The organism is Acinetobacter sp. 826659, assembly GCF_000588515.1.
Classification (GTDB): domain Bacteria; phylum Pseudomonadota; class Gammaproteobacteria; order Pseudomonadales; family Moraxellaceae; genus Acinetobacter; species Acinetobacter pittii.
Genome location: NZ_JFYD01000003.1, coordinates 405884 through 432475, shown reverse-complemented (window position 1 = coordinate 432475; position 26592 = coordinate 405884). Strand labels below are relative to the sequence as shown.

Here is a 26592-nt window from a genome sequence, read left to right as displayed (position 1 = left end):
ATTTTTAAGGGCGATGTTGCAATAAAAAATCTGAAAATTGTTTATAACTATTAGGTAGCTGATTGAAATTTTGTGTGGCCAAAAGCAGTTTACGATTTGCCCACGCGCCTAGCAGTTGAATGGAATGAAAGTCATAGTCCGATTGCAAACGCTGGGCAGCACGAGCTGGCATAATCGCAATTCCGACGCCTTTGGCGACTACTTCAGCAATCGCGCCAAAATTAGGTAAGCGCAAACGGTACTGTATGTTAAAGCCTAATAGCTTAGCTTGAGTTTCGATGGACTGTTGTAACGAATGGTGGGGTTTAAGGCCAATAAAACCATAACTTAAAGCCTCTACCAAATTCAGCTGTTGGTGTTGAGCTAAATTATGAGTAGGAGGACAAATCAGAACTAATGGATCACTAGCAAATTCCTTAGTTTGCAAATGGCGGGTATCAAAAAAACTTGAGACCAGCCCAAGATTTGCAACTCCTTGCGTTAATGCCTCTACAATTTCTGAACTTTCTGCCTCATGTAAATCAATACTCATTTCGGGATGAAGCACCAAATATTGTGGTAATAACGGAGGCAAATATTCGCTTTGAGCAGAAGAGTTACACCAAAGCGTTAATGACTCTGTTGTAGGCGGCCTAAACCTCTGCATTTCTTGTTCGAGCTGCTCTTTTTGTGTCATCAGTTGACGCGCATGCTCTACAAATGCGTGACCTGCTGTGGTGAGCTCCACTCCCGTCGTCTGGCGAATAAATAAGGGCGTTTCAAAATATTGTTCGAGTTTTTTAATGCGTTCGCTGGCAGCTTGAAGTGAAATTGCAGAGCGGTCTGCACCTTTGGTTAGGCTACCCGTAGAGACAATATGAAGAACCAGCTGTAAATCAAAAAAATCAAAACGCATGACAGGGAACGTATTGAAGGCTAAAAAGTCATCATACTAAATCGGAATGAAAAAAGGCAGCTTGCGCTGCCTTTTTGAATTTAGGTTTTATCTTTTAAACTAAACAGCCAATTTAAAATAATGGCTGCAAACGTTGCTGTACCAATACCACCTAAATTGAAATTACCAAACAATAATTCAAAGTTACCAGCACCTAAAATAATCGTGACCGAAGCTACAATCAGGTTTTTATTGTTAGAAAAATCAACTTTGTTTTCAATCCAGATTTTGGCCCCAGCAATGGTAATCAAACCAAATACGACAATAGATGCACCTGTTAAAACTGCGCTTGGGATCGTACTAATAACCGCGCCAAATTTTGGAGATAGACCTAAGAAAATTGCAAAGACACCTGCGATCACAAAAACAATGGTTGAGTACACACGAGTGACTGCCATCACACCAATGTTTTCACCGTAAGTAGTCATCCCTGGAGCGCCGACACTACCAGATAATGTTGTTGCCAAACCATCTGCAACAAATGCTTTACCTAATTGTGGAGTCAGGTTTTCACCAGTCATCGCGCCAACAGCTTTAATATGTCCTAGATTTTCTGCTACTAAGATAAGCGCAACTGGCGCAATAATTAGCATAGCATTCGTATCAAAGGTAGGATGTGAAAAGCTTGGAATCCCAAACCATGCGGCTTGTGAGATCTGGCTAAAATCGATTGGTTTACCTAAACCTAGCCCATTGGTGGTGATAGCATAAATCACATAGGCCAAGATCAAACCAATCAACAGAAGTAAACGTTGCAATAGGCCACGAGTAAAGACTGCAATACTGCCCATACAAAGTACAGTAATTAAGGCCATCCACATTTCAAATGGTTGGCCTGCAACACCTTTAATCGTAACAGGTGCAAGGTTTAGACCAATAATCATTACAATCGCGCCAGTCACGACAGGCGGCATGAGTTTTTCAATCCAGCGTGTACCCGTAAGCATCACGATAAAACCGATAATGGCATAAAAAACGCCACATGCTACGATTCCACCTAAAGCCATAGATAGATTTGGATTGGCACCTGAACCTGTAATATGCCCAGTTGCAGCTGCAACCACCCCAATAAAGGCAAAACTTGATCCTAAATAACTTGGAACACGACCACCTGTAATTAAGAAAAACAGAATGGTACAGATTCCAGACATTAAAATAGCAAGGTTAGGATTAAAACCCATGAGTAAGGGTGCTAAAACAGTCGCTCCAAACATAGCAAATGCATGTTGAATACCCAAAACAGCACTTTGAACGGGTGGGAGATATTCATTGGTAGAGACTGGCCGATGGTCAATATCACCTTGGTAAGGCTGCCATTTTGGAAACCAATTGGACATAAAATAAGCTCATTATTTTTTAATTGGTGCAATGATACTCTTTCTTGAGAATGCATTTAATCTCTAGAGAGAAGTATGTATGTGAAAAGCAATTATTTTTTAACGATCGGTATAATTTGATGGTTTCTAAATATAAGGAATTAGTTATTTTTTTATCATAAAAATTAATTTTTTGATTTTAAAAAAATATTATAAAAAATAGAAAATCGGAGAAAATTTAAGAAAAATAGAGAACTTTGCAAGTAAAAAGCAGCACATCATGATGCACTGCTTTATAAAACAATCGGTAAAATCAGTTTAGCCTGTATTGCGTAAACCAGCCGCGATACCTGCAATACTCACCATAAGTGCATGGTCAACAGGGGTATTCTCAGCCTGACGTTCAGCGAGATAATCACGACGGCGCTTCATGAGTTCAGCCTGTAAAAGATGCAAAGGTAGTAAGTAGGGTTTACGAACCTGCATAGATTGATCGAGAACTTCATTATTACTCAGAAGCTTTGATTCATCTTTCAATGCTAGCAAGGTCTCAACAGCATCTTTTAAGCGCTGACGTAATTGATTACCAAGCACTTTTAAATCTTCATCTTCAGTCAAATGAGATTCGTAATAGAGTGCAATGTTGGCATCGGCTTTAGACAATACCATTTCCAGCATATCAATCAGCGTCTGGAAATAAGGCCATTGCTGGAGCATTTCATCAAGCGTTGCTTTTTGCTGATCGGCAATCACTTCATTAATTGCTGCGCCAGTACCTAGCCATGCAGGCAACATCAAACGAATTTGTGTCCAAGCAAATACCCATGGAATCGCACGTAAAGACTCGATGCCGCCACTCACTTTACGTTTTGCAGGACGCGAGCCTAATGGCAACATTTGTAATTCAAGTTCAGGAGTGACGGTACGTAAATATTTCACAAAGTGAGGGTTTTCACGAACAGTTTGACGGTAAACCTTAACAGAATGATCAGTCATACGGTTCATGAGTTCACGCCACTCGGCTTTAGGCTCTGGTGGTGGTAATAATGTCGCTTCAAGCGTTGCTGCGGTATAGATTTCAAGGTTTTGCATGGCAATACCTTCTAGACCGAATTTGAAGCGGATCATTTCCCCTTGTTCTGTGACTCGAATTGCACCAGAAATCGAACCCGGCGGCTGTGAAAATAGTGCCTGTTGTGTTGGAGCACCACCACGACTAATTGAACCGCCGCGACCATGAAATAATGTCAACTGTACGCCGTGTTTTTGAGCAATTGCAGTTAGCTCTTCTTGAGCACGATACTGCGCCCAGTTGGCAGACATAAAACCGGCATCTTTTGCTGAGTCGGAGTAACCGATCATGACTTCGTGTTTACCCTGAATGTGCTGTTTATACCAATGCATATTGAACAGCGTATTCATGGTAGTTGCTGCGCCATCTAAGTCTTTTAAAGTCTCAAATAAAGGCACTACACGTAAAGGATGCTGAATACCGGCTTCTTTTTGCAATAACAATACAGCTAAAACATCACTTGGATATTCAGCCATAGAAATAATATAAGCCCCTAAAGACTCAGGTGGTTGGTCTGCCAAAGTACGCATGGTTGCAAATACTTCTTGGACATCTGGGTGCCCAATCAAACTGCCTTCAGGTTCATTAATATATTTCGGTAAAAGCGGGCGTTTACTTTGTAATTCTTGAATGAGGAAGTTTTGGCGCGCTTGTTCAGTCCACGATTCAAAATTACCTAAACCTAAATATTCGGTAATGGCTGAAATCGCTTGGCGATGACGGCCTGATTCTTGGCGAATGTCGAGTTTAAGTAATTCAATACCAAAACAGTTCACACGGTAGATAAAGTCGAGCAGTTGACCATTCGCAATTTCAGGTAGGTTACTGTCGATTAAAGAGCGATAGCATAGCAATAATGGTTGTAAAAGCTCATCTTTGCTTTTAATGACATTGCTGTCGTCTGCTTCTAAGCCTTGTAAACGCTGAGCTAACCAGTGTCGAGTCGCTTTTAAACGCTCTCGTGTAGCACGTAAATATTCACGATAAGGCTCTGCATGTTGGCTACCAATTGCCTGAATCATTTCTTCAGAACACGTCTGGATTGAAAGTTCCCAACGTAAGTTTTCGATATCTCTTAAATAGAGATCGGCAGCTTGCCAGCGTGATAACCACAGCACTTCTTGGGTAATTTGATGGGTAACATTTGGGTTGCCATCACGGTCTCCGCCCATCCAAGATGCGAAACGTACTGGTGCAATATTAAGTGGTAAATTGAGTTGGCAATTTTCTTGAACCAACTCATTTAATTCACGAATGAATTTAGGTACAGCATTCCAAAGTGTTTGCTCAATTGTGGCAAATCCCCATTTTGCTTCATCGACTGGAGTCGGACGGTGCTGTCTGATTTCATCTGTTTGCCAAGCCGAACTAATTTGTTGCTTTAAATTCGCAAGTGCATTTTGGCGTTCGCGTGGGGTGAGTTTTTGCTGATCAAGCTGTGAGAGGCAAGCGTTAATATCATCATATTTTTGAATGAGGGTACGACGACTCACTTCAGTTGGGTGCGCCGTAAGTACTAACTCAATTTTAAGATCGCAAATTTGCTGGAATAATTTTTCTGTCGAAATACTTTTATCTTTAAATTTTTGAAATAAGTGAACAAGCGGATTCGGAGAGTTTGCATCTGAATCAAATTCTGCTTGTCTGCGGCTACGGACCACATGATATTGCTCGGCAATATTCGCAAAATTGAGGAAGTGAGAAAAAGCGCGGGTGAGAGGAAGTAACTCTTCATCGGGCAATTCTAAAAATAATTGTTCTAGTTGCTTTTCGGCTTCAGCTTGACCATCACGTGCACCTTTGGCAAGAGCACGGATTTGCTCGATCTGATTAAACAGTTCTTGTCCTGCATGTTGTTTTAGGGTTTCACCTAACAAATTACCAAGTAAGCGGACATCCTCACGCAGTGGCGCATCGATTTGCTGAACCATGCTATTTTCTCCTGTTCTTATTCTTATCGAATATAGCGCGATTAACAAACATTCCAAGCTTTGAGCGTAAGAAAATGTGAATTTTTGCTTAAAAAATAACATTTAATTCGCTTGTAGTGTCTTAAAAGCTGGCATGCACTCAGCGCAACTTTTGACAATCGGACTTTGGTTTAATTCCGATATTTGAGTAGGAATAAATTAATTGCGTCGCGAATAATTTGCTCTAGCTCCTGTGCATTTGGGGCAGCAGTAATGCCCAGTAAAACCTTGTGATGGCGTACACCAAGCAATAAGGTCAAAAGCAGTTCTGTTTGATAGATCGGATCATCGGCTTGAATGAAACCTAATTGAGCAGCTTTTTGAAAAAACTCAGCTAATTGATTCTCCATTCGTGTATGTGAAGCTTCAAAAAACTGTAGGGCGAGTGGGTTCTGTTCGGCTGCAAGCTCCAACAATACATGATCAAGCTTTAATGCTTCAGGTGAATAAATAATTTGTAAGGCACGTGAACATACAATAAAGAGTGTTTGATAGAAGTCTGCCGATGTATCTAAGTCAAATTGTTTAGTGCACAGTGTCTCTTCACAAGTTTCCGTAATCGCACAGATAAACAGGTTCACTTTATCTTGAAAGTGGTTATAAACCGTGAGTTTAGTAACGCCTGCTTCCTGTGCAATCTGGTTCATGCTAGTACCGTGATAACCGGATTTTAAAAAAATAGCTTTCGCGGCTTGTAGGATACGAGCACGCTTTTCCAGATCTTTGGGGCGACCACTTTGATTAACTGTTTGCACAAAACCCTCTAATAAAAGTTTAGAAAAATAAATATTTATAAGTTTTTTTTAATTAATGTACTCATAGGTATATTAATTAAAAAACAAACAAACTATGATGCAAGCATATTGTGCCTTAAAAAACCAGTTTGAATAAGAGCGATAAGATATGAATCTGTTAAAACCTCTCATCATGAGTATGGTGATTGTTTGTACGGTCACATTAATGGGATGCAGTAAAGAAGCGCCCAAAACAGAAGAAATACCCTATGTGATGGTGGCGCAGCCATTAACCACACTCAATGAACAAAAAAGCTATGCAGGGGATGTGCAGGCTAGACAACAAACGGCTTTGGCATTTCGGGTTGGTGGACAAGTTACGGCGCGCTATGTGGATGTAGGCGACCGAGTTAAAGTTGGACAAGTATTAGCAAAACTCGATGTGGCAGATGCTCAGTTACAATTAAATGCTGCTAAAGCCCAACTGGATAATGCACAGGCTTCAGCAAAAACAGCAGCAGATGAACTTAAACGTTTTCAACAATTACTCCCTATTAATGCAGTGAGCCGTTCGCAATTCGATACGGTAAAAAATCAATATGACGCGGCACAGGCAGCACTACAACAAGCTCGTTCTAACTATGAGGTTTCTGCTAACCAGACAGGTTATAACCAACTCGTTTCTAACAAAAACGGGGTGATTACTGCGCGAAATATAGAAATTGGACAAGTGGTTGCAGCAGGACAAGCTGCTTATCAACTTGCAATTGATGGAGAGCGTGAAGTTGTTATTGGTGTTCCTGAACAAGCAGTTAACGAGATTAAAGTTGGTCAAGGCGCTTGGATCACCTTGTGGTCTAAACCGAATGAAAGGTTTGCCGGATATGTACGTGAAGTTTCTCCGGCAGCGGATCAGTCTCGTACCTTTACAGTGAAAGTTGCACTCAAAGAAGGGCAGTCTGTTATCCAACTTGGACAAAGTGCACGCGTATTTTTTACCTCAACTCAAACCAACGTGATGAGTGTGCCACTTTCGAGTGTTTCAGCAACAGATAATCAGCCTTATGTCTGGGTTGTTAATGCGAATCAGACTTTACGTAAAGTACCTGTAACGGTTGGTGCATATGGCAGAGACAGTGTACCCGTGCTATCTGGTTTAACACCAAATGATTGGGTGGTGATTGGTGGTGTGCATTTGCTACGCGATAAGCAGAAGATTCACCCGATTGACCGTGAAAACCGTGCGGTGAAAATTCAGGGAGCAATCCAACCATGAAATTCAATCTCTCGGAATGGGCATTAAATAATAAAGGTATCGTCCTTTATTTTATGCTGTTACTTGGCATTATCGGCGCGATCTCTTATTCAAAACTCTCACAAAGTGAAGACCCACCATTTACCTTTAAAGTCATGGTCGTACAAACCTATTGGCCGGGAGCAACAGCGAAAGAAGTTTCAACGCTGGTGACTGACCGTATCGAAAAGGAACTCATGACAACAGGGCAGTATGACAAGATTATGGCTTACTCCCGCCCGGGGGAGTCGATGGTTACATTTGTTGCCAAGGACTCGCTGACATCGGCACAGATCCCTGACGTTTGGTATAACGTTCGTAAGAAGGTGAATGATATTCGCCATGAACTGCCAAACGGTGTACAAGGCCCATTTTTTAACGATGAATTTGGGGACACTTTCGGTAATATTTATGTACTGACAGGCAAAGACTTTGACTATGCACTTTTGAAAGAATATGCAGATCGTTTGCAATTACAGCTTCAACGAGTCAAAGATGTCAGTAAGGTCGAATTGATTGGTCTACAAGACCAAAAAATATGGGTTGAGATTTCTAACACTAAAGCGGTACAGCTCGGAATTCCAGTTACAGCGATTCAAGAAGCCTTACAAAAGCAAAATAGTATGGCAAGTGCTGGCTTTTTTGAAACGGGTACAGACCGTATTCAAATTAGAGTAAGTGGTCATCTGCAAAATATTGATGAAATTAAAAAAACACCTTTATTGGTCGGTGATAAAACAATTCAGCTTGGTGACGTTGCTGATGTTTATCGTGGTTTTAGTCAGCCTGCTCAACCGCGCATGCGTTTTATGGGTGAAAATGGTATTGGTATTGCCGTTTCGATGCGTAAAGGCGGTGACATTATTGCCCTTGGTAAAAATCTAGAAACAGAATTTGCCCAACTGCAAAAGACCTTGCCACTCGGCATGAAATTGCAGAAAGTTTCTGACCAACCTGTAGCAGTACAACGCAGTATTCATGAGTTTGTGAAGGTTCTCGCTGAAGCAGTCATTATTGTCTTGTTAGTGAGTTTTTTCTCTTTAGGTTTCCGTACAGGACTAGTGGTTGCTTTTTCTATTCCTTTAGTTTTAGCAATGACCTTTGCCGGTATGAGTTTATTCGATGTCGGACTGCATAAGATTTCACTTGGTGCTCTGATCTTGGCGTTAGGTCTGTTAGTCGATGACGCCATTATCGCCGTCGAGATGATGGCCATTAAGATGGAGCAGGGCTATAGCCGGATTAAAGCCGCCGGATTTGCGTGGAAAACTACAGCATTTCCGATGCTCACGGGAACATTGATTACCGCGGCAGGTTTTTTACCGATTGCTACGGCTCAGTCTAGTACAGGCGAATACACACGCTCTATTTTTCAGGTCGTGACTATTGCTTTATTGGTGTCTTGGATCGCGGCAGTTTTATTCGTACCTTATTTAGGTGAAAAGCTATTACCAGATTTTACCAAGTTAGGACATCAGGCGCCTTGGTATGTCCGCTTATGGGCAAGATTAACTAAAAAACCACAACCGCAAACTGTGGCAATTTCACAGGACCATCATTACGATCCTTATCAATCTAGTTTCTATTTACGTTTTAGAAAGATGGTCGAGTTTTGTGTGACCTATCGTAAAACCGTGATTGCAACGACAGTGGGGATTTTTGTGCTCTCTGTGCTGATGTTTAAGATGGTACCTCAGCAGTTTTTCCCGCCTTCAAACCGTGCCGAGATTTTAGTCGATTTAAAACTTGAAGAAGGCGCCTCTTTAACAGCAACAGAACAAGCTGTGAAAAAGGTAGAAAAATTTTTGTCTAAACAAAAGGGAATTGATAACTATGTGGCTTATGTGGGTACAGGTTCACCACGTTTTTATTTACCTTTAGACCAGCAATTACCGCAAGCCAGCTTTGCTCAGTTTGTTGTACTCGCATCATCACTGGATGATCGTGATGACATTCGTCGTTCGTTAGAAACACAAATTAAGCAGTTACTCCCGCAAGTCCGTACTCGTGTGTCATTACTCGAAAATGGCCCACCTGTGGGTTATCCATTGCAATATCGTGTGTCAGGTGAAGATTTAAATTTGGTACGTAAAGAAGCGCAACAAGTCGCTAAAGTAATGAGTGAAAACCCGAATACCACCAATGTGCATTTAGATTGGGGTGAGCCAAGTAAGATCATTTCTATTCAAATTGACCAAGACCGTGCTCGACAAATGGGTGTCTCTAGTCTGGATTTAGCAAACTTTATTAATGCATCAATTACAGGTAGTGCGATTGAGCAATATCGTGAAAAGCGTGAACTCATTGAAATCCGTTTACGCGGAGACCAAGCAGAGCGAGTTGAAGTGGCTTCATTGGCAAGCTTAGCTGTACCAACGAACAATGGGACCACTGTACCTTTAGCTCAAATTGCGAAAATTGAGTATAAGTTTGAAGATGGTTTGATCTGGCATCGTAACCGCTTACCGACGATTACTGTTCGCGCAGATATTCGTACCAATTTGCAGCCTGCTACCGTTGTGGGTGAGTTAGCTGAATCAATGGATAAGTTACGTGCTGAATTGCCAAGTGGCTATCTCATTGAAGTGGGTGGAACCGTAGAAGAGTCTGCACGTGGGCAAGATTCTGTGAATGCGGGTATGCCACTCTTCTTGGCAGTGGTCATGACATTACTGATGATTCAGCTCAAAAGCTTGTCTCGCTCGACCATCGTGTTGTTAACAGCTCCACTGGGTTTAATTGGTGTTGTTTTATTCTTACTGTTATTTAACAAACCATTTGGCTTTGTGGCCATGTTAGGCACAATTGCGCTCTCTGGCATGATCATGCGTAACTCGCTTATTTTGATTGATCAAATTGAGCAGGACCGACAAGCGGGACATCCAACTTGGGAGGCAATTATTGAAGCGACAGTGCGTCGATTCCGTCCAATTATTTTGACTGCTTTAGCCGCTGTTCTGGCCATGATTCCACTTTCTCGAAGTATTTTCTTTGGTCCGATGGCAGTTGCGATCATGGGCGGATTGATTGTTGCCACCTTACTGACATTATTTTTTCTACCTGCACTTTACGCAGCGTGGTTTAAGGTGAAAAAAACCGCATAAAATACATAAATTTTTTGTGAATAAAGGTGCGAAATATTGAAAACTCCAATATAGTAGCACCTGTCTTTACACAAAAAATACAGGATTATTTCACTGCATAAAAAATAGGCAAAATGCAGTGAATTGAGGTGAAATACAGATGGGGCAAGACCATATCGAACAGCATCGCCGCTATATAGTAATTTCTTATGCGTTCATGTTTCTTGCATTGTTTACGGTTATTTTTGCGGCCTTTGCTTATTTGGTCGCTCGTAAAGTGGCAGTTGTAGATAATGCAGAAGTTTGGATTCATGCGCATGCGCTATGGATTATGCGCAATGCGATTCTATTTCTATTTATGGCAATTTTTGCTGTTGTCTGGTTTATTCCGCTCTTCTTCTTTGCATGGGATAGTAATCTTTGGGTCACAGCCTCTACGGTTGCTGGCGTAGTTTTTAGCGCTATTGCGTGGTTATTTCTATTAAATGCATGGTTAAAAGGCTTGTCTAAATATTTAAAAAATAAGGCAGTTTTTTAATATATCTATTTTTTAAACATTTCCCCCTTGTAAATTCGGCTAAAGCCCCCCATTTAGTCGGCAATAGAGTATTGATAAAATTCCGTGAGGAGCACCGCCAAAAATGGCTAAACGTGATTATTATGAGGTTTTAGGCGTTTCAAAAACCGCAAGTGATGATGAGATCAAAAAAGCCTACCGTAAATTGGCGATGAAATATCATCCTGATAGAAACCCTGACAATGCCGAAGCTGAAGAGAAATTTAAAGAAGCTGCTGAAGCTTATGAAGTTTTATCGGACAGCGAAAAGCGTAGCATGTACGATCGAATGGGACATAATGCGTTCGAAGGTGGCTTTGGCGGGGGCGGTGGTGGCTTCGGCGGATTTAGTGCAGAAGATATTTTTAGCCAGTTCGGTGATATCTTCGGTGGCGCATTCGGTGGTGGTGGACGTCAACAGCGTCAACGTCGCGGATCAGATCTACGCTATGTAATGGAACTTACCCTTGAAGAAGCCGTAAAAGGGGTGAAAAAAACCATTACCTTTACTGCTCCAGCACCTTGTGATGTGTGTGATGGTAAAGGTTCAAAAAATCCAAAAGATGTTGAAACCTGTAAAACTTGTCATGGTTCAGGACAAGTGCGTATGCAGCAAGGTTTCTTCTCTGTACAACAAACATGTGGTACGTGTCGTGGCCAAGGTAAAATTATTAAAAACCCTTGTCAGGCATGTCATGGTTCAGGTGTGGCTGACCGTCAACAAACGTTGGAAGTTACCATTCCAGCGGGTGTAGATAATGGTGATCGCGTTCGTTTGAGTGGTAAAGGCGAAGCTATTCGTGATGGCCAATCAGGTGACTTGTACGTTGAAGTCGTCGTTCGTGAACACGAAATTTTCCAACGTGATGGCGCAGATCTTTATATGGACGTACCAGTGAGCATTGCTGATGCTGCACTTGGTAAAGAAATTGAAATCCCAACTTTGGAAGGTCGTGTTAGCTTGAAGATTCCTGAGGGAACTCAAACAGGTAAATTATTCCGTTTACGTGGCAAAGGCGTTCGTCCAGTACGTAGCAGCATGGTGGGTGATTTACTCTGCCGTATTGTGGTAGAAACACCAGTCAACTTAAATTCTCGTCAACGTGAATTACTTAAAGAGTTGCAAGCTTCTTTTGATGGCGAAGACAGTGCTTCTTCACCGAAGAAAAAATCATTCTTTGATCGTTTGTTCGATTAATACTTGATTAGATAAGAAATTAAAAAGAAGGCGGATATTGATAAAATATCCGCCTTTTTATTGCGCTGATTCATCTTATTATTTTTATTCTGCTTAAAAGAAAATTACGTCTGCTTACTCTGTAGGGTGAGCAACATCAATATCATTAACACTGACAGTCGGTTCGCTAGAAGCAAGAGTAGGAGCATTTTTGATCACTGGTGCGGCTACTGCTTCTGCCTGTACAGCTACTTTTGGTGCCTCTGCTGCTGTTTCGCCAATAATTGGGTCAATATCTTCAATTTTAACGTCAGTGTTGGCATCAGTTGCTACAGTTTGAGCTGTAGGAGTTGCTGTTTGAGTACTTACGTTAGTTGTAATACGTGCTTTAGATAAGCTTTCTAATGTGTCTCCTGGTTGGATTGCAGGCTCTGCAAATGCCATTGAACTCATAATCCCCATCATCACTGTAAAGCCAATAATTCTCGAATGCATGCTGAACTCCTTATAGTCATCTTTTTCTCATTCGTGGCTCCGTAGTCTGCCGATCAATTCTTTAACTTTTGTGAAAACAGATTAAATTTCGTCCCAACTCAAAAAATAATTTTTACTTTTTAAGATGAGCAAAGAGTTTTGATATAGTAGGTAAATTACGTAAAACCGAAGATTGGGAAGATTATGTCAGCAGCTCCACGCATTGGTATTTTAGGTGCAGGCGGTCGTATGGGCCGTACGCTTATTCAAGCAGTTCAACAGGCAGGCTATCAATTAGCTGCAGCGGTAGAGCGTCCGGAAAGTAGTTTGGTGGGCACTGATGCAGGTGAGCTTGCTGGTATTGGTTCAGTGGGTGTGAAGGTTTCAGGAAACTTGGCAGAAGTTCTTAAAGACTGCGATGTAATCATTGATTTTACTGCACCAGTTGCAACTGCTCAGCATTTAAAGCTTTGTCGTGAAGCTGGGGTTGCCATGGTTATTGGTACAACAGGTATGTCAGATGAGCAAAAAGCTGAGTTAGACGAAGTTGCTACGCATACCCCAGTGGTTTACGCTGCGAACTATTCAGTGGGCGTAAATGTATCAATCAAGTTACTTGAGCTTGCAGCAAAAGTATTTGGCGATACAGTAGATATTGAAGTGATTGAAGCTCACCACCGTCATAAAGTAGATGCGCCGTCAGGTACAGCATTAATGATGGGCGAAGCAATTGCAGATACTTTAGGCCGTAACTTAAAAGAAGTTGCTGTGTATGGCCGTGAAGGGCATACAGGCCCACGTGACCGTCAAACGATTGGTTTTGAAACTATTCGTGGTGGTGACATCGTTGGCGAACACACAGTCATGTTTATTGGTGAAGGTGAGCGCGTTGAAGTGACACATAAAGCGACTAACCGTATGAACTTTGCTGCTGGTGCAGTACGAGCTGCTGCATGGGTTGTGGGCCGTGAAGCGCGTAAATATGACATGAAAGATGTTTTAGGATTGAACGACGTACAGGTATAAAACCCTGTACGTATTCCATGTGTAGCGAGAAAAACAAGATAGAGCAGAACATGAATAAAAAACAAATTGCCTTGACCACTCTTCTTTGCTTAAGCAGTCTCTGGACGGGGGCTGCTTCTACTGAAAAAGCTAAACTCAGCTTAGACCGTAATAATATTAAAGTCTGGACCTATCAAAAAACTGATAATCCAGTCTTTCAATATAAAGCAGAAACCACATTTGATGTGCCACTTGAACGCGCTGTTGCTGTGATTTTAGATGTAAATCGTGCTGACCAGTGGGTGCCTTATATGGGCAAAGTTGAAATGTTGTCTCAAGATGAGAAAAAAGGTGAGTTCACACTGTATATGGTGTTGGATTTTCCGTTTCCTTTGAAAGATCGTGATGTCGTTGTAAAAGGAAAAATGAGCAAGGCCGCAAATGGTGTTGTGACAATTAAAAATACCGCAATTAGTGGAAATTATCCGATACAACCTGATGTGGTGCGCTTAACACGCTATGAAGGGGATTGGACATTCCAGAAACTTGGAAATAATAAGGTGAAAGTAACCACCAGTGGTTATGCTGATCCTGCTGGTGCAATTCCGTTGAGCTTTGTAAATATGTTTGTTCAACAGCAGCCTTACCAGATGTTGCTTAAAATGAAGCGGGAAGTGACTAGTCCGATTTATGAACACCCTAAATTACCAGATATTTTAAAATAAATAGCTTAAAAAAAGCGCCTGAGATCAGGCGCTTTTTTTATTAATCTGAACACTGCTGTAAAGCTTGTGCAGGGCTACTTTCGCGTTTGATTTGAAATAAAACCAATAACAAACCTAAGCCAGCTAGTAATGCTCCAGCAAATGATACTGCGCTATAACCCCAACCTAAATCGAGTACTAACGCGCCTGCTGCTGCTCCAACTGCGTTACCTAAGTTAAACGCACCGATATTCACTGAAGAGGCAAGTCCTGGTGCTTCATGAGCGACTGACATTACACGCATTTGCAAAGGTGGTACTAAAGCAAAGGTTGCTGCACCCCAGATCACTAATGCAATGGCTGCTCCAATCTGGCTTTGTGCAAGAATTGGGAAAGTCACCATCATCACAATCAGCAGAACCAAGAAACCAATCAAAGTTTTGTTAATGGACAAATCTGCAAAACGTCCGCCTAAATGGTTACCAATTGAGAAACCGACACCAATCAACACCAACATGAACGTAATAAAGGTAGGTGAAGCATGGGTAAACTCAGTCAAACTTGGCGCAATATAGGTATAGAGCGTAAACATTGCACCTGCACCGAGTACGGTGGTGAGTAGCGCAAGGACCACAGGAGTACGTGTTAATACCTTTAATTCAGCTTTCACATTTGGTTTTTGGGCAACCATACCTTGTGGGAGCGCTTTCCATAAAGCGAGCATGGTAATCACACCAAGCAAGGAAATCGCAAGGAAAGACATACGCCAGCCAATGTTTTGTCCTACCCATGTTGCTAAAGGTACACCACCGATATTGGCAATGGTTAAGCCCATAAACATGGTGGCTACAGCACTGGCCTGTTTATGTGCGGGCACAATGCTTGCCGCTACAACAGAGCCAATCCCGAAGAAAGCACCATGGTTTAAGCTTGTGATGAGACGAGCACCTAATAAGCTCATATAGCTTGGTGAAAAGGCTGCGATTAGGTTACCGACCGTAAAGATCGCCATCAGTAAAATAAGCGCATTACGTCGTGCAAAACCACCAAACCATAGGGTCATGAATGGGGCACCTAGCATGACACCAAGTGCGTAACCTGTAATTAACATACCGGCCGTTGGAATTGAAATCCCTAAATCATTAGCGATATTCGGAAGCAATCCCATTGGTGAGAATTCAGTGGTGCCAATGGCAAAGGCACCAATTGCCAATGCCAATAACGAGAACGCCGTATTTGATTGAGTGTTCATGAGTTTAGTCCCAAACTGGTGCCCATGGCTCTGGGCTAACTTCACGACTGTTACGATCAAGTTCGGCAATCATTTGCATTTCAGCTGAAGTTAACTCGATATCCTGTGCTTTTAAGTTGCTAATCAGGTTTTCACGTTTAGTCGAAGAGGGAATGACTGCAAAACCACGTTGCAATGCCCATGCAAGTGCAATTTGCGCTGTCGTTGCTTTATGAACTGCTGCAATTTCAGCGAGAACTGGGTCTTGAAGCACTTTGCCGTAGGCAAGCGTCATATATGAAGTAACATCAATATTCTTCTCTTGTAAGAAATTCACAAGCTTATGGTTTTGAAGATAAGGACTTAACTCAATCTGGTTGGTTGCAATATTTTCAGCACCAATTGTATCAATCGCTTGTTGAGTAAGCTCAATATTGAAGTTTGAAATACCAATTTGTTTAGTAAGACCTTGTTCTTTCGCTTCAAGTAAAAGCTTCATAACTTCAGGAATCGAAACGCCTAGATCTGGTGCTGGCCAATGAATCAAAGTTAAATCGACATGGTCAGTACGAAGCTTTTCTAAGCTTTCTTTTAAGCTTGGAATAAACTTATCTTGAGCAAAATTATCTACCCAGATTTTTGTGGTTAGAAATAAGTCCTGACGTGATACACCGCTTTCGGCAATGGCTTGACCAATCGCTGCTTCATTGTCATAAATTTGAGCAGTGTCAATTACACGGTAACCTACTTCTAAAGCAGTTTTAACAGAATCAATGACTGCTTGTTCTTTAAGACGGAAAGTACCTAGACCAAAACGTGGAATATTCATATGTTCACCTAAATTTGAGTAATCATTTAACATGAGATGCATTTTGCTTTTTTTATTGTTGCGAAAAAATAGATGAATAAGCAAAATATCTTTGATCATTAGTCAATAATGGAATAAGACATGAAATCAACAATTGAAGAGCTGGTTGCGTTTATCGCAATCGTTGATACAGGTTCTTTTGTTGCAGCAGCAGAGCATTTAAAACAAACACCTTCGGGGGTTAGTCGATCTTTAACACGCTTGGAAGCTAAGTTAGATGTGACCTTATTAGAACGAACGACACGAAAATTAAAACTCACACAAGAAGGGCAGCAGTTTCTGGTAAAGGCCCGTAAAATCTTAAATGAGCTAAATGCTGCTGAAGAAGAACTACAAAGATCTGATCAAGATACCTCAGGTCTTATTCGTATCGACTCGGCCACACCTTTTGTTTTACATGTTGTTGCTCCGCTGATGCATGCTTTTCGCAAGCAATATCCTCATATTGAAATTGAGTTAAATAGTAATGATCAAATTATTGATCTACTGCAACATAAAACCGATGTCGCATTTCGATTTGGTGAACTTAATGATTCCAGTATGCATGCCAAATTAGTGTGCAAAAGTCGCCTGTATATGGTCGCTAGCCCTGAATATTTAAACCAGACTAATTATCCTCAGCAGCCACAAGAATTAAACGAACATGAATTGATAGGCTTTACCAAGCCAGCTCACTTAAACACTTGGCCGCTTAAGATAGGCAATGAATATTTTATAGCTCAACCCCATATTAAAGCTTCAAATGGTGAAACTGTCCGACAGCTTGCACTACGTGGACACGGCATTACATGCTTATCAGAATTTATGGTTTGGAAAGATATTGAAGAAGGACGATTGATTGCTTTATTTGAGGACCAAATTGAACATCAATACCAAAGCATCCATGCTGTGTATTATCAACAAGAGCATCTACCAAAACGAATTCGTTTATTTATTGAGTTTTTGGCAGAACAGTTAAAAGACGGTTTTAAAAACGCTCTCTAAAAGTAGTGTAACTGTCAGTTGGAAAATGAACTTCTAAAAGTGGGGTCGTTTGTCCTTGTGATGAATGTTGAGACAGAAAATAGCTTTTTTGATGTTCTCGGCAGCTAAAATACAAAGTCGAATAAACCGAGTTCACCATTACAACTTCATTTGAGCTATTACGCTTATATTGATAATGAGAAATCGTACTGGTCTTTTCATCAGTGCGTTGCTCCATTTTATAGTCTTGTTGATTTGTCATTTTTAAATAACCTTCTATGAGACTTTGGCAAACCGTATGTCTGTACTGCTCATCTTTTGGTTGTTGTTGGCAACCAGCTAAAACAATAGTAAATAACAATATAGCTTTTAATTTCATGACTTTGCTACTTTCTGAGTTGATTTCTATAGCCTAAAGGTGTTCTATAAACCAGTACAGATACAGAAATTTTTAAAAAAGCAGCACAGAATGACTTTCCAATATCAGGTTCTTGCCAATCAATTAGCACATCGTATTTATCAAGATGAGCTTAAACCTCATCAGAAACTTATTTCTTTACGAGATTTTGCTCGTCAGCACAGCATTAGTTTAAGTACAGCAAAAAGTTGTTATGAGTTACTTGAGGCGAGGGGGCTTATTTATGTAAAGCCGAAGTCAGGTTATTTTGTGGTTGCTCGTGCACAATCGGGCCCCATTCCTGAAAGTCCAGATTTCTTGTCTTTACCTCGACAAGTTTCAAATCTGGAATTGCATAATCAAATTCAGGAAGCTGCCTTACAAAGCCATCTTGTACCATTAGGCTCTATTCAGTTAACGCCTCATTTTATTCCTGTGGAAAGTTTACGTCGTTCTATTCAACGGGCTTTAAAAAATTGTCAGCCTCAAGACTTTCTTTATTGTAATAAACAAGGGCATGAGCAATTAAGAAAAGCGTTATCTGATCATTGGCGTGAAGATGGGATTTTTATCGCGGTAGAGGATATTTTTATTACGAATGGTTGCATGCCTGCTTTATCTTTGGTGATTCAACATCTAACAGAAGTAGGTGATAGTATTTTAATCCCGACGCCTACTTTTAATGGACAACTACAGCTTATAGCCAGTTTAAAACGGCAGATTATTGAAATTCCAGCGCATCATCGTGGTATCGATCTTGAGCGCTTAGAATCATTTATGAAGCAAGGTTTGGCTAAAGTTTGCTTAATGACAGCCAACTATCAGAACCCATTGGGATACTGTTTAAGTAATACAGAAAAACAAAAAATTGCCGAATTAGCAGCAAAGTATCAGTGCTTTATTATCGAAGATGATATTTATGGAGAGTGTGGTTACAGCGGTGAGCGACCATTACCTATACGCTATTGGGACCGTGAAGGCTATGTGATTTGGTGTGGATCGGTTTCTAAGTCGTTATCGAGTGCGTATCGCGTAGGATGGTTCTGTTTAACAACAAAGTTAGAACATTTAAGACTTGAGCTGTTAGCCAGTAATATTGGGGTCAATACACCGCTACAATTAGGTCTAGCTGATTTTATTTATAGTCGTGGTTACAGGGAGCATTTAGAGCAGTTAAGACCGAATTTGATGCGGCAAGTCGAGGAGTATCGTAGTTGTATTTTAAATGCGTTTGAAGGTATTCCAATTGCATTGAGTCAACCAGAAGGTGGTTATGCTTTATGGATGCAGTTACCTAAAACTGTAGATAGTTTGGCGCTCTATTACACTGCAAAATCTCACGGAATTACCGTAGTTCCCGGGCATGTTTTTGGTGAGGATGAACGCTATCGGCATTTTATTCGTTTAAATGCAGGTCACGAGTTAACAGCAGATGTCCGCCAAGCAATTAAAGACTTAGCGGACTGGTCACGGCAACAGATTAAAACAGCGAGTTAGTCTTATTCTGCAAAGTCTGCTTTAAGCACAATGCGGTAGCGTGCCTGCCCTGAGTGTAGACGCTCAATTGCTTCATTGAGCTGTGACATCGGAAATAGCTCAATTTGAGGCGCAATTTTTTTACGTGCAGCAAACTTTAAAAGCTGACGTAGTGCAGCAGGTGAGCCCGTAGGTGAACCAGTCACTGACTTAGCACCACCAATAAGAGAGCCAACTGAAACAGGAACAGGCTCAAGTGTAAGACCTAAGAAATGTAAGGTTCCGTTTGGTGCCAGTGTTGCAATAAAAGCAGACCAATTTAGAGTCACATTCACGGTACTCAGCAATAAATCGAATTTACCTTTTTGAGCTTTTACTGCCTCTGTATCGCGGCTATTTACCACATGGTCGGCTCCCATTGCTTTGAGTTCTTCCGTTTTATCTGGGTTAGAACTAAAAGCAGTGATTTCACAGCCCCATGCTTTAAGTAGCTTAATGGCTATATGGCCTAAACCACCAATGCCAATTACACCGACATGATGCGTTGCCTGAATTTTGTGTTTGAGTAGTGGATCAAAAACGGTAATTCCGCCACACAGTAAAGGACCTGCGCTTTCAGCATCTAAATCGTCCGGGAGGGGAATGGCCCATTGCCAACCTGCACGGACTTTATCAGCAAAGCCACCAGCATGCCCGACGATTGTTGCAACATTTCCACCTGTACACAGTACTTGCTGACCACCAATACATTCATCACAGGCTTGGCAACTTTCAGCTGTCCAACCAATGCCGACACGTTGCCCAATTTGTAGACCTTTGGCTTCTGAACCCAAAGCAACAATTCGTCCAATAATTTCATGACCTGCAACCACAGGGTACACGGTCGAACGCCATTCATTGTTTAAAACAGAAATATCAGAATGACATAAACCACAATATTCAACTTTTACCTCAACCTGATGCGGTTGTAATTCACCTGCTTCAAATTGATAGGGAACTAGTTTTTCACCTGCCTGCATTGCAGCATAAGCTTGAATCGTATTATTGCTCATCGGAAACTCCTTAAGCGGCTTTGAACCGTTCTGGTGGGTTATGAAGCTTTAAATTGACAATCGTTTTCATGATCATCGACCATGCCTACTGCCTGCATAAAAGCATAGCAGGTGGTTGGGCCAACAAATTTGAAACCATTCTTTTTAAGAGTTTTGGAAAGTTTTACGCTCAGTTCGGTTTGAGCAGGGGCCTTACGATAATCTACAACATCATTGTTTTGTGGCGCTGCATCTACAAACTGCCAAAGCCATGTAGGAACATCACCGACTTGTGCTTTGAGCGCTTGCCAAGCAATAGCATTATCACGAATAGCTTTGAGTTTCCCCAAGTGACGAATTAAGCCTGCATCAGATAATTTTAGTTCTAGAAAATCATCTGTAAATGAAGCAATGTCTGCAATCGGATGATTAAAAAAATGTTGACGGTAGCTTTCTCTTTTTTTTAGTACGGTAATCCATGAGAGGCCGGCTTGCTGACCTTCGAGACAAAGCATTTCAAATAATCGTGCTTCGTCGTGTTCGGGTTTACCCCATTCTTCATCATGGTAAGCAATATAGAGTGGATCGTCGGAACACCATCCGCAACGTTGAGTTTTCATGATAATGCTCCTTATATTTATCTTAGAATTTTAAAGTTTAAATAGCACCCATTCATTCGGGCGAGTATCCCAATAATACAGTTCTGCTTGTGTTAAGTCTTCAAACTTTAACCAAAAGTCTTTGCCAACTTTGTCTGAAAAACCAGTACTGATCAGTAGGGCATCATCGCTGATTTCCATGATCCAGCCTTGATAGCTATTGCCATTTAAAATGATCTTTTGCTGGTTGCCAGACTCGGCAAACTCTACTAAGCGATTGATCAGCGCTTCCGACATAAAATGTTCCTAGCGTAAATATGAATAAGGATTAACAGCACCACGTCCTTTACCGTTGAGGTAAAGACCATAATGAAGATGAGGTGAAGTATAGCGCGCATTGCCCGTATTGCCGACATAGCCAATTAGATCGCCCTTTTTGACATAGTCGCCTACGTTTAAGCCACGTTTATGTCCATCAAGATGAGCGTAATAATGCCATGTTCCTGCTGGGCCTAAAATCCAGATGACTTTGCCACCGAGATTATTATTGCGAAGATCGGCCACTAGTCCTTCGGTTGCACTGTACACTTTGGTTCCACGTGGAGCCAAAATATCAATTCCTTCGTGACTGCGCCCCTGACTCCGAGCAGCACCCCATGTATCTTTTAACTCATCGCGGTCAATACCCTTTACTGGTACAGGCAGTCGATTTGGAAGCTGCATACTTTTAAGTTTGAAGACCTGAGCAGGTGGAAGTGGGGCAGGTTTTTTAGGTGCACTGGCACATGCGGCCAATAGAATAATCAGAAAACCAAGTGAGAAATGAGAAACAAAACGTCGCACAAAATACTCCCTGTCACAGTCATATCAAAATTATTTTACTCACTATGTCATGAACGGCTTGTCGAGATCAATTTTTTCATCGCGGTTGGAACACCTTTGGCAATGGCTTGTTCCGGACTCAACCATTGGCCTTCAAGTTCAATAGCCAGATGTTCTTTTTGATCAGGTTCCACGTGGAACACATGAGCATTAAGTAACCATGTGAAATGAGTGAAGCTATGACTGATCTGAAAATTTTGTGCTTGAGGTTGTAGTTTGAATTGTTGGCTTAAGCTCAGTCGTTCATGTTCATTTTCTAAAATAGGTAAACAGAATAAACCGCCCCATAGACCATGAGCTTGGCGTTGTTGCCAGAACCATTCACCTTCGCACTGAATAATAAGAACATCTGCTGTTTTAACAGGCGGTGTTTTTTTCGGCTTTTTAAAAGGTAATTCTTGTTCTAAACCTTGCTGATAAGCCTGACAATGAGCTTGCATTGGACAATATAAACAAAGCGGTTTTTTAGGCGTACAAATGGTTGCGCCGAGATCCATAATCGCTTGAGTGTAGTCATGGTTGCGATGTGTAGGGCAAAGCTCTTCAGCCAGTTTCCACATTTCACGTTCGTGCTGTGGTTTGCTTAAATCATCTTCAATGGCAAAGAAACGAGCTAAGACGCGTTTCACGTTGCCATCCATGATGACGCCGTACTGACGTAAACCTAAAGACATGAGCGCGCCTGCGGTAGAGCGACCAATGCCAGGTAACGCAATCCATTCTTCTAACGTTTCAGGAAATTTACCTTGCTGCGTGACAAGCCCAGCCGCTTTATGCAAATTGCGGGCACGAGCGTAATAGCCAAGACCTGCCCAATAAGGTGCGACTTCATCCCAAGTTGCATGACCTAAAGCTTCTACCGTCGGGAAGCGCTCCATAAAGCGATCAAAATATTGCAAGACCGTTTTCACCTGAGTTTGCTGTAGCATAATTTCAGAAACCCAAACTTTGTACGGATCATCGGCAACTTGCCAAGGCAAATCGTGACGACCATGTTGGTCGAACCAATTTAAGAGGGCATCAGAAAAAGAAAATTCAGGCATGAACAGCTATAGAAGAAAAGTAAGGGGTAAATTATAGCTGAAATTTAGATGAAATTTTGTTTAAAGCAGGCAAACAAAAAGAGTGTATTAAAACAGAGACTACTTCAAAGCGCGTAATCTCTGTTTCAATCAGATAAAAGGATTAATCCTTTTGTACACCCCAAAGTTTATCAAGTTTCAACGGTTGGTTTTTATAGTAAGGAATGACATGAATGTGGAAATGATCTGAAGTTTTTCCAAACACTTCACCATCATTAAAGCCAATATGAAAGCCATCTGGTTGATGACGAAGCTGTGTCTCATGACGGGCAATTTCAAGAAGTGTCAGTAAGCCTTGATGTTCTTTAGACGTGATGTCAAAAAAAGAACTAACATGGCGTAGTGGTGTTACTACACAGTGGCCTTTAGATAACGGATTAGGATCAGGCAAAATTACGGCAAATTCATTCTTATCAATGATGTCATATTCATCAAATTCGCAATACGGACATTTCTTGTCAGTCATTGTTGTATCCTCTCATGTTATTCCATTAAACCCCGAGTGCGGGAAATAAGACTAGGCTTTGCTCTAGCTCAACGGGAGTATAGTTATTGAAGTATGGTTTAAAAAATACAGTAAAAATATTGCAAAGTCATAAACATTTAAGGGAGCAAATGCAAAAAAACCATTTGCTCCAAATTTGCTTCTTTTATTTTAGAGTACGATCTAATAAAGCGTACATTTTAGCAAGGCCTTGTTTTTCCGCTTCGCTATTGTAGCCAAGGTCCACACCGTTCGCTTTAGCTCTTTCATCGGCAAGCGGGTTACTAAAGCCATGTTTAGCACCTTCTAAAACCACTACCTCGTGTTTAACCTCAGCAGCTTGCATCTCTTTTTCAAAATTAGCAACATCTTCTAAGGTGACCATACTGTCTAGTTCACCATGTAGAACTAAAATTTCACCCTGAATGTTGCCTTTTTGAGCAGGAGCCTTCGGTGCTAATGTGGCATGGAACGTTACAATTGCTTTAAGTGGAGCACCTGAGCGAGCAAGATCCAACACGACTTTACCACCATAGCAAAAGCCAATCGCAGCCAATTTCTCGTTATTTACTTCTGGTTGGGCAGCAAGGGTTTGCAGTGCTGCATTAGCACGATCAGTCACCGTGTCTAAATCTTCAAATGTCTGCATCATCCATTCATAGGCTTGAGCTGCTGTTGTCGTGACTTTTTTATCGCCATACATGTCAATAGCAAGAGCTGCATACCCGTGTTCAGCAAGCTCACGTGCGCGTTGCTCAGTATATTCATTACGACCCCACCACTCAGGACCAATAATGATACCTGGTACCGGTTCTTCACTCTCTGGAGCCGCAAAGTAACCAATTAAATGGCTGCCATCTGGTGCAGTATATTGAATTTCACGGGTTTTAATTGCTGTACTCATGACATTAATCCTGAAATTAAACTTGGTTTAAACACGCTTGATTAAAGCATAAAAAATAAGAAGTAAAATAAAGAACTATGTAAAAAACTACATCAAAATAAAAAGATAGATATTTCTACGCAATAAAAAAGAAGGAAACCAGTTCCTTCTTTTTATATGGTGATGATTAAATTTAAGTCCGGCCTCGGGAAATGAACCCAATTACAGCTAGAATTACAGCCACAACTAATAAAATCACGGCAAAGTCTTTAGATAGTCCTGCAACACCACCAAACCCTAATAGACTGGCAATGAGTGCAATCACTGCAAAAATTATCGCCCAACGGAACATAATGCTGTCCTCCTTATTTTTCATTGTCATTTAACTATATAGTGTGTTTTTTAGCCCGAATGTGTCGTTTATGTGGTTGAAATGTATATTAAACAATCATTTTGTGATGCCAGAAATACAGCTTCTTTTTTAGTACAGGCCACTTCAATGCTATACTAATACATCGTTTTATCTCATCAGCTGTTAAAAGATTATGTCTACCGAGACCTCCCTCCGACCACTCTTCTGGAAAAATTATCCATTAGAGCAACTGACTCAACTTGAGTGGGAAGCTTTATGTGATGGGTGTGGTTTATGCTGTCTGGTCAAACTAGAAGATGAAGATACACATGAGGTGGCTTATACTAAAGTGGCTTTTAAGTTACTCGATTTTGGTACAGGGCGTTGTACGGACTATCCAAATCGTCAGCAGCAAGTACCTGATTGTTTACAATTAACGGTAGAGTCTCTAAAAACAATTCATTGGCTACCCTCAAGCTGTGCTTATAAGCGCTTGAATGAAGGAAAAAATCTACCTTCTTGGCATTATTTAAATACGGGTTCTAGACAAAGCGTGGTTAAGGCGAAAAAGTCAGTTGCAGGACGTTGTATTTCCGAAGTTGATGTACATGAAGATGATCTTGAAGATTATGTAGTACGTTGGGTACGTTAAATAGATCTTAAAAGGCGTTGTTTGATTACAGCGTATAATAAAGTAACATTTTTATCGTCATTTTTTTGCTCATCTCCGTTATATAACAATAAAAGCAAAAGGAGATAAAAACGATGAGACGATTAGCAGCCCCCTTATTATGTAGTAGCTTTTTTTTGTTAATGGCCTGTGGGTCTAATAATATCAACTCAAAAAATCTTGAACAAAATACGACTGCGAAAACAGATCAGTCTGTTGCTGTCAAACAAACTTATCAGGTCGAAGCAGTCGCACATTTTAATGAGCCTTGGGCTGTGACCAGTCTGCCTGATCAACGTTTATTAGTGACTGAACGGCAGGGTAAATTAAAAATTTTTAACCCTAAAAATAAACAAATATTAGATGTCCAGAATGTCCCTGCAGTGAACTATGGGGGACAAGGTGGTTTAGGAGATGTCATTTTACACCCTGACTTTGCCAAGAATCATTGGGTTTATCTTAGCTATGCTACAAAAGGACAAGGCGGATCTGGAGCAGTGATTTCACGTGCGAAATTAGATTTATCTAATCCTAATCAGCCAAAACTTAACGATATAAAGCAGATTTGGCAGCAAGTACCTAAAGTCTCAGGACAAGGCCATTATGGACATCGCATGCTTTTTGGTACAGATGGTAAGCTGTGGGTCAGTTCAGGTGAACGACAAAAGTTTGATCCTGCCCAAAACATGAAAAGTAACTTGGGTAAAATCTTGCGTTTAAATGAGGATGGCACCGCGGCTGTAGGTAACCCTTTTTATAAGCAAGGCGGGGTAACTGCTGAGATATGGTCACTTGGACACCGTAACCCGTTAGGTATGGCTTTTGACCGCCAAGGACAGTTATGGGTGGTTGAGATGGGGCCTAAAGGTGGTGATGAGCTTAATATTATTACTAAAGGTGAAAATTATGGTTATCCAATTGTTTCAAATGGAGACCATTATTCGGGCCAACCTATTCCAGACCATCACACTCGCCCAGAATTTAAAGCACCAGAAATTGACTGGACTCCTGTAATCTCGCCATCGAGTATGATCATTTATCGCGGACAACAATTTCCTGCATGGCAAAATAAAGCCTTAATTGGCGGGTTATCTTCCGAAGCGATTATTGTGGTGGATTTAGAGCATAAACCCGTGAAAGAAGGGCAAAGACTAGAGATGAAGCAACGTATTCGTGGGTTACATGAAGCTCAAGATGGTTCGATTTGGGTGATTGAAGATGGCTCAAATGCGCGTTTACTGAAGCTGAGTAAGAAATCTTCTTAATGCTGAGCAAGAGCCTGTAAATAAAGGACGTGTCTCATAGATTCAAATTGTAGATTTCTGTGAGACACAATAGACTATAGTGAAAAGACG

The 26592-nt window shown here is 41.1% G+C and carries 26 protein-coding genes; 10 read left to right on the top strand and 16 right to left on the bottom strand.

Annotated features, from left to right (window positions below; genetic code table 11):
• Nucleotides 1-4 precede the first annotated feature (4 nt).
• From J663_RS09030 to J663_RS09015, 4 genes are all read right to left on the bottom strand, one after another.
• Nucleotides 5-895 (bottom strand): LysR family transcriptional regulator, encoded by an 891-nt coding sequence (locus tag J663_RS09030; protein ID WP_033849218.1) that lies wholly within the window; start codon nucleotides 893-895, stop codon nucleotides 5-7.
• Nucleotides 896-975: 80 nt separating this feature from the next.
• On the bottom strand, nucleotides 976-2271 hold the full coding sequence (locus tag J663_RS09025; RefSeq protein WP_002119102.1) for a solute carrier family 23 protein: 1296 nt from the start codon (nucleotides 2269-2271) through the stop codon (nucleotides 976-978).
• A gap of 297 nt (nucleotides 2272-2568) precedes the next feature.
• On the bottom strand, nucleotides 2569-5253 hold the full coding sequence (ppc, locus tag J663_RS09020) for a phosphoenolpyruvate carboxylase (protein WP_033849216.1): 2685 nt from the start codon (nucleotides 5251-5253) through the stop codon (nucleotides 2569-2571).
• Between the two features lie 170 nt (nucleotides 5254-5423).
• Nucleotides 5424-6047, bottom strand: coding sequence for a TetR/AcrR family transcriptional regulator (locus J663_RS09015; RefSeq protein WP_002119184.1), 624 nt, complete (start codon nucleotides 6045-6047; stop codon nucleotides 5424-5426).
• A 148-nt stretch (nucleotides 6048-6195) separates the two neighbouring features.
• On the opposite strand from J663_RS09015, the gene J663_RS09010 reads away from it, so the two are divergent.
• The 4 genes from J663_RS09010 to dnaJ all read left to right on the top strand — a co-directional run bounded on the left by J663_RS09010 (nucleotide 6196) and on the right by dnaJ (nucleotide 12157).
• A complete protein-coding gene (locus tag J663_RS09010; protein ID WP_033849215.1) occupies nucleotides 6196-7302 on the top strand; it encodes an efflux RND transporter periplasmic adaptor subunit in 1107 nt (368 codons plus the stop codon).
• Nucleotides 7299-10424, top strand: a complete 3126-nt coding sequence (locus J663_RS09005) for an efflux RND transporter permease subunit (RefSeq protein WP_005078784.1) — start codon at nucleotides 7299-7301, stop codon at nucleotides 10422-10424. Before J663_RS09010 ends, J663_RS09005 begins: the two co-directional genes overlap by 4 nt.
• Before the next feature lie 139 nt (nucleotides 10425-10563).
• Nucleotides 10564-10941, top strand: coding sequence for a membrane protein (locus J663_RS09000; protein ID WP_002119294.1), 378 nt, complete (start codon nucleotides 10564-10566; stop codon nucleotides 10939-10941).
• 103 nt (nucleotides 10942-11044) lie between these two features.
• Nucleotides 11045-12157 carry a molecular chaperone DnaJ gene (gene dnaJ / locus J663_RS08995; RefSeq protein ID WP_002119101.1) on the top strand — a complete coding sequence of 371 codons (1113 nt, stop codon included), beginning with the start codon at nucleotides 11045-11047 and terminating at the stop codon, nucleotides 12155-12157.
• A gap of 114 nt (nucleotides 12158-12271) precedes the next feature.
• Here dnaJ and J663_RS08990 read toward each other — a convergent pair whose 3' ends face one another.
• Nucleotides 12272-12631 carry a hypothetical protein gene (locus J663_RS08990; RefSeq protein ID WP_033849213.1) on the bottom strand — a complete coding sequence of 120 codons (360 nt, stop codon included), beginning with the start codon at nucleotides 12629-12631 and terminating at the stop codon, nucleotides 12272-12274.
• A gap of 183 nt (nucleotides 12632-12814) precedes the next feature.
• Between J663_RS08990 and dapB the strand changes: the two genes are divergently transcribed.
• Entirely contained in the window at nucleotides 12815-13636 is an 822-nt protein-coding gene (dapB, locus tag J663_RS08985; protein ID WP_002119175.1) for a 4-hydroxy-tetrahydrodipicolinate reductase, read from the top strand.
• A gap of 50 nt (nucleotides 13637-13686) precedes the next feature.
• Nucleotides 13687-14340, top strand: coding sequence for an START domain-containing protein (locus J663_RS08980; RefSeq protein ID WP_033849210.1), 654 nt, complete (start codon nucleotides 13687-13689; stop codon nucleotides 14338-14340).
• 40 nt (nucleotides 14341-14380) lie between these two features.
• Here J663_RS08980 and J663_RS08975 read toward each other — a convergent pair whose 3' ends face one another.
• Both J663_RS08975 and dkgB read right to left on the bottom strand, forming a co-directional pair.
• Nucleotides 14381-15571 carry an MFS transporter gene (locus tag J663_RS08975; protein WP_005066574.1) on the bottom strand — a complete coding sequence of 397 codons (1191 nt, stop codon included), beginning with the start codon at nucleotides 15569-15571 and terminating at the stop codon, nucleotides 14381-14383.
• Nucleotides 15572-15575: 4 nt separating this feature from the next.
• Nucleotides 15576-16379, bottom strand: coding sequence for a 2,5-didehydrogluconate reductase DkgB (gene dkgB, locus J663_RS08970; RefSeq protein ID WP_033849241.1), 804 nt, complete (start codon nucleotides 16377-16379; stop codon nucleotides 15576-15578).
• Between the two features lie 120 nt (nucleotides 16380-16499).
• Between dkgB and J663_RS08965 the strand changes: the two genes are divergently transcribed.
• A complete protein-coding gene (locus J663_RS08965; protein ID WP_033849208.1) occupies nucleotides 16500-17402 on the top strand; it encodes a LysR family transcriptional regulator in 903 nt (300 codons plus the stop codon).
• On the opposite strand, the gene J663_RS08960 is transcribed toward J663_RS08965, so the two are convergent.
• On the bottom strand, nucleotides 17386-17760 hold the full coding sequence (locus J663_RS08960) for a hypothetical protein (RefSeq protein ID WP_033849206.1): 375 nt from the start codon (nucleotides 17758-17760) through the stop codon (nucleotides 17386-17388). The two genes, J663_RS08965 and J663_RS08960, sit on opposite strands and share 17 nt — an antisense overlap.
• Before the next feature lie 90 nt (nucleotides 17761-17850).
• Between J663_RS08960 and J663_RS08955 the strand changes: the two genes are divergently transcribed.
• The gene (locus J663_RS08955; RefSeq protein WP_033849204.1) at nucleotides 17851-19275 is read left to right on the top strand and encodes a PLP-dependent aminotransferase family protein; all 1425 of its coding nucleotides are present in this window, start codon (nucleotides 17851-17853) and stop codon (nucleotides 19273-19275) included.
• A 2-nt stretch (nucleotides 19276-19277) separates the two neighbouring features.
• On the opposite strand, the gene ahr is transcribed toward J663_RS08955, so the two are convergent.
• The 8 genes from ahr to J663_RS08915 form a co-directional block, all read right to left on the bottom strand.
• Entirely contained in the window at nucleotides 19278-20306 is a 1029-nt protein-coding gene (ahr, locus tag J663_RS08950; protein WP_033849202.1) for an NADPH-dependent aldehyde reductase Ahr, read from the bottom strand.
• Between the two features lie 38 nt (nucleotides 20307-20344).
• Nucleotides 20345-20905, bottom strand: a complete 561-nt coding sequence (locus J663_RS08945; RefSeq protein WP_005066585.1) for a DNA-3-methyladenine glycosylase I — start codon at nucleotides 20903-20905, stop codon at nucleotides 20345-20347.
• A 30-nt stretch (nucleotides 20906-20935) separates the two neighbouring features.
• On the bottom strand, nucleotides 20936-21181 hold the full coding sequence (locus tag J663_RS08940) for a hypothetical protein (RefSeq protein WP_001287364.1): 246 nt from the start codon (nucleotides 21179-21181) through the stop codon (nucleotides 20936-20938).
• A gap of 9 nt (nucleotides 21182-21190) precedes the next feature.
• A complete protein-coding gene (locus tag J663_RS08935) occupies nucleotides 21191-21727 on the bottom strand; it encodes a M23 family metallopeptidase (protein WP_033849199.1) in 537 nt (178 codons plus the stop codon).
• 47 nt (nucleotides 21728-21774) lie between these two features.
• Nucleotides 21775-22809 (bottom strand): A/G-specific adenine glycosylase, encoded by a 1035-nt coding sequence (mutY, locus tag J663_RS08930; RefSeq protein ID WP_033849195.1) that lies wholly within the window; start codon nucleotides 22807-22809, stop codon nucleotides 21775-21777.
• A 142-nt stretch (nucleotides 22810-22951) separates the two neighbouring features.
• Complete coding sequence (locus J663_RS08925; RefSeq protein ID WP_033849194.1) at nucleotides 22952-23314, bottom strand: HIT family protein; 363 nt, start codon at nucleotides 23312-23314, stop codon at nucleotides 22952-22954.
• 184 nt (nucleotides 23315-23498) lie between these two features.
• On the bottom strand, nucleotides 23499-24236 hold the full coding sequence (locus tag J663_RS08920) for a dienelactone hydrolase family protein (protein WP_033849192.1): 738 nt from the start codon (nucleotides 24234-24236) through the stop codon (nucleotides 23499-23501).
• Between the two features lie 172 nt (nucleotides 24237-24408).
• Nucleotides 24409-24567 (bottom strand): DUF1328 domain-containing protein, encoded by a 159-nt coding sequence (locus J663_RS08915; RefSeq protein ID WP_002053759.1) that lies wholly within the window; start codon nucleotides 24565-24567, stop codon nucleotides 24409-24411.
• A gap of 193 nt (nucleotides 24568-24760) precedes the next feature.
• Here J663_RS08915 and J663_RS08910 point away from each other — a divergent pair, with 193 nt between their 5' ends.
• Both J663_RS08910 and J663_RS08905 read left to right on the top strand, forming a co-directional pair.
• Nucleotides 24761-25219: a YcgN family cysteine cluster protein gene (locus J663_RS08910; protein WP_033849188.1), complete on the top strand. Its 459-nt coding sequence runs from the start codon at nucleotides 24761-24763 to the stop codon at nucleotides 25217-25219.
• 113 nt (nucleotides 25220-25332) lie between these two features.
• On the top strand, nucleotides 25333-26502 hold the full coding sequence (locus tag J663_RS08905) for a PQQ-dependent sugar dehydrogenase (RefSeq protein ID WP_033849185.1): 1170 nt from the start codon (nucleotides 25333-25335) through the stop codon (nucleotides 26500-26502).
• Nucleotides 26503-26592: the final 90 nt, after the last annotated feature.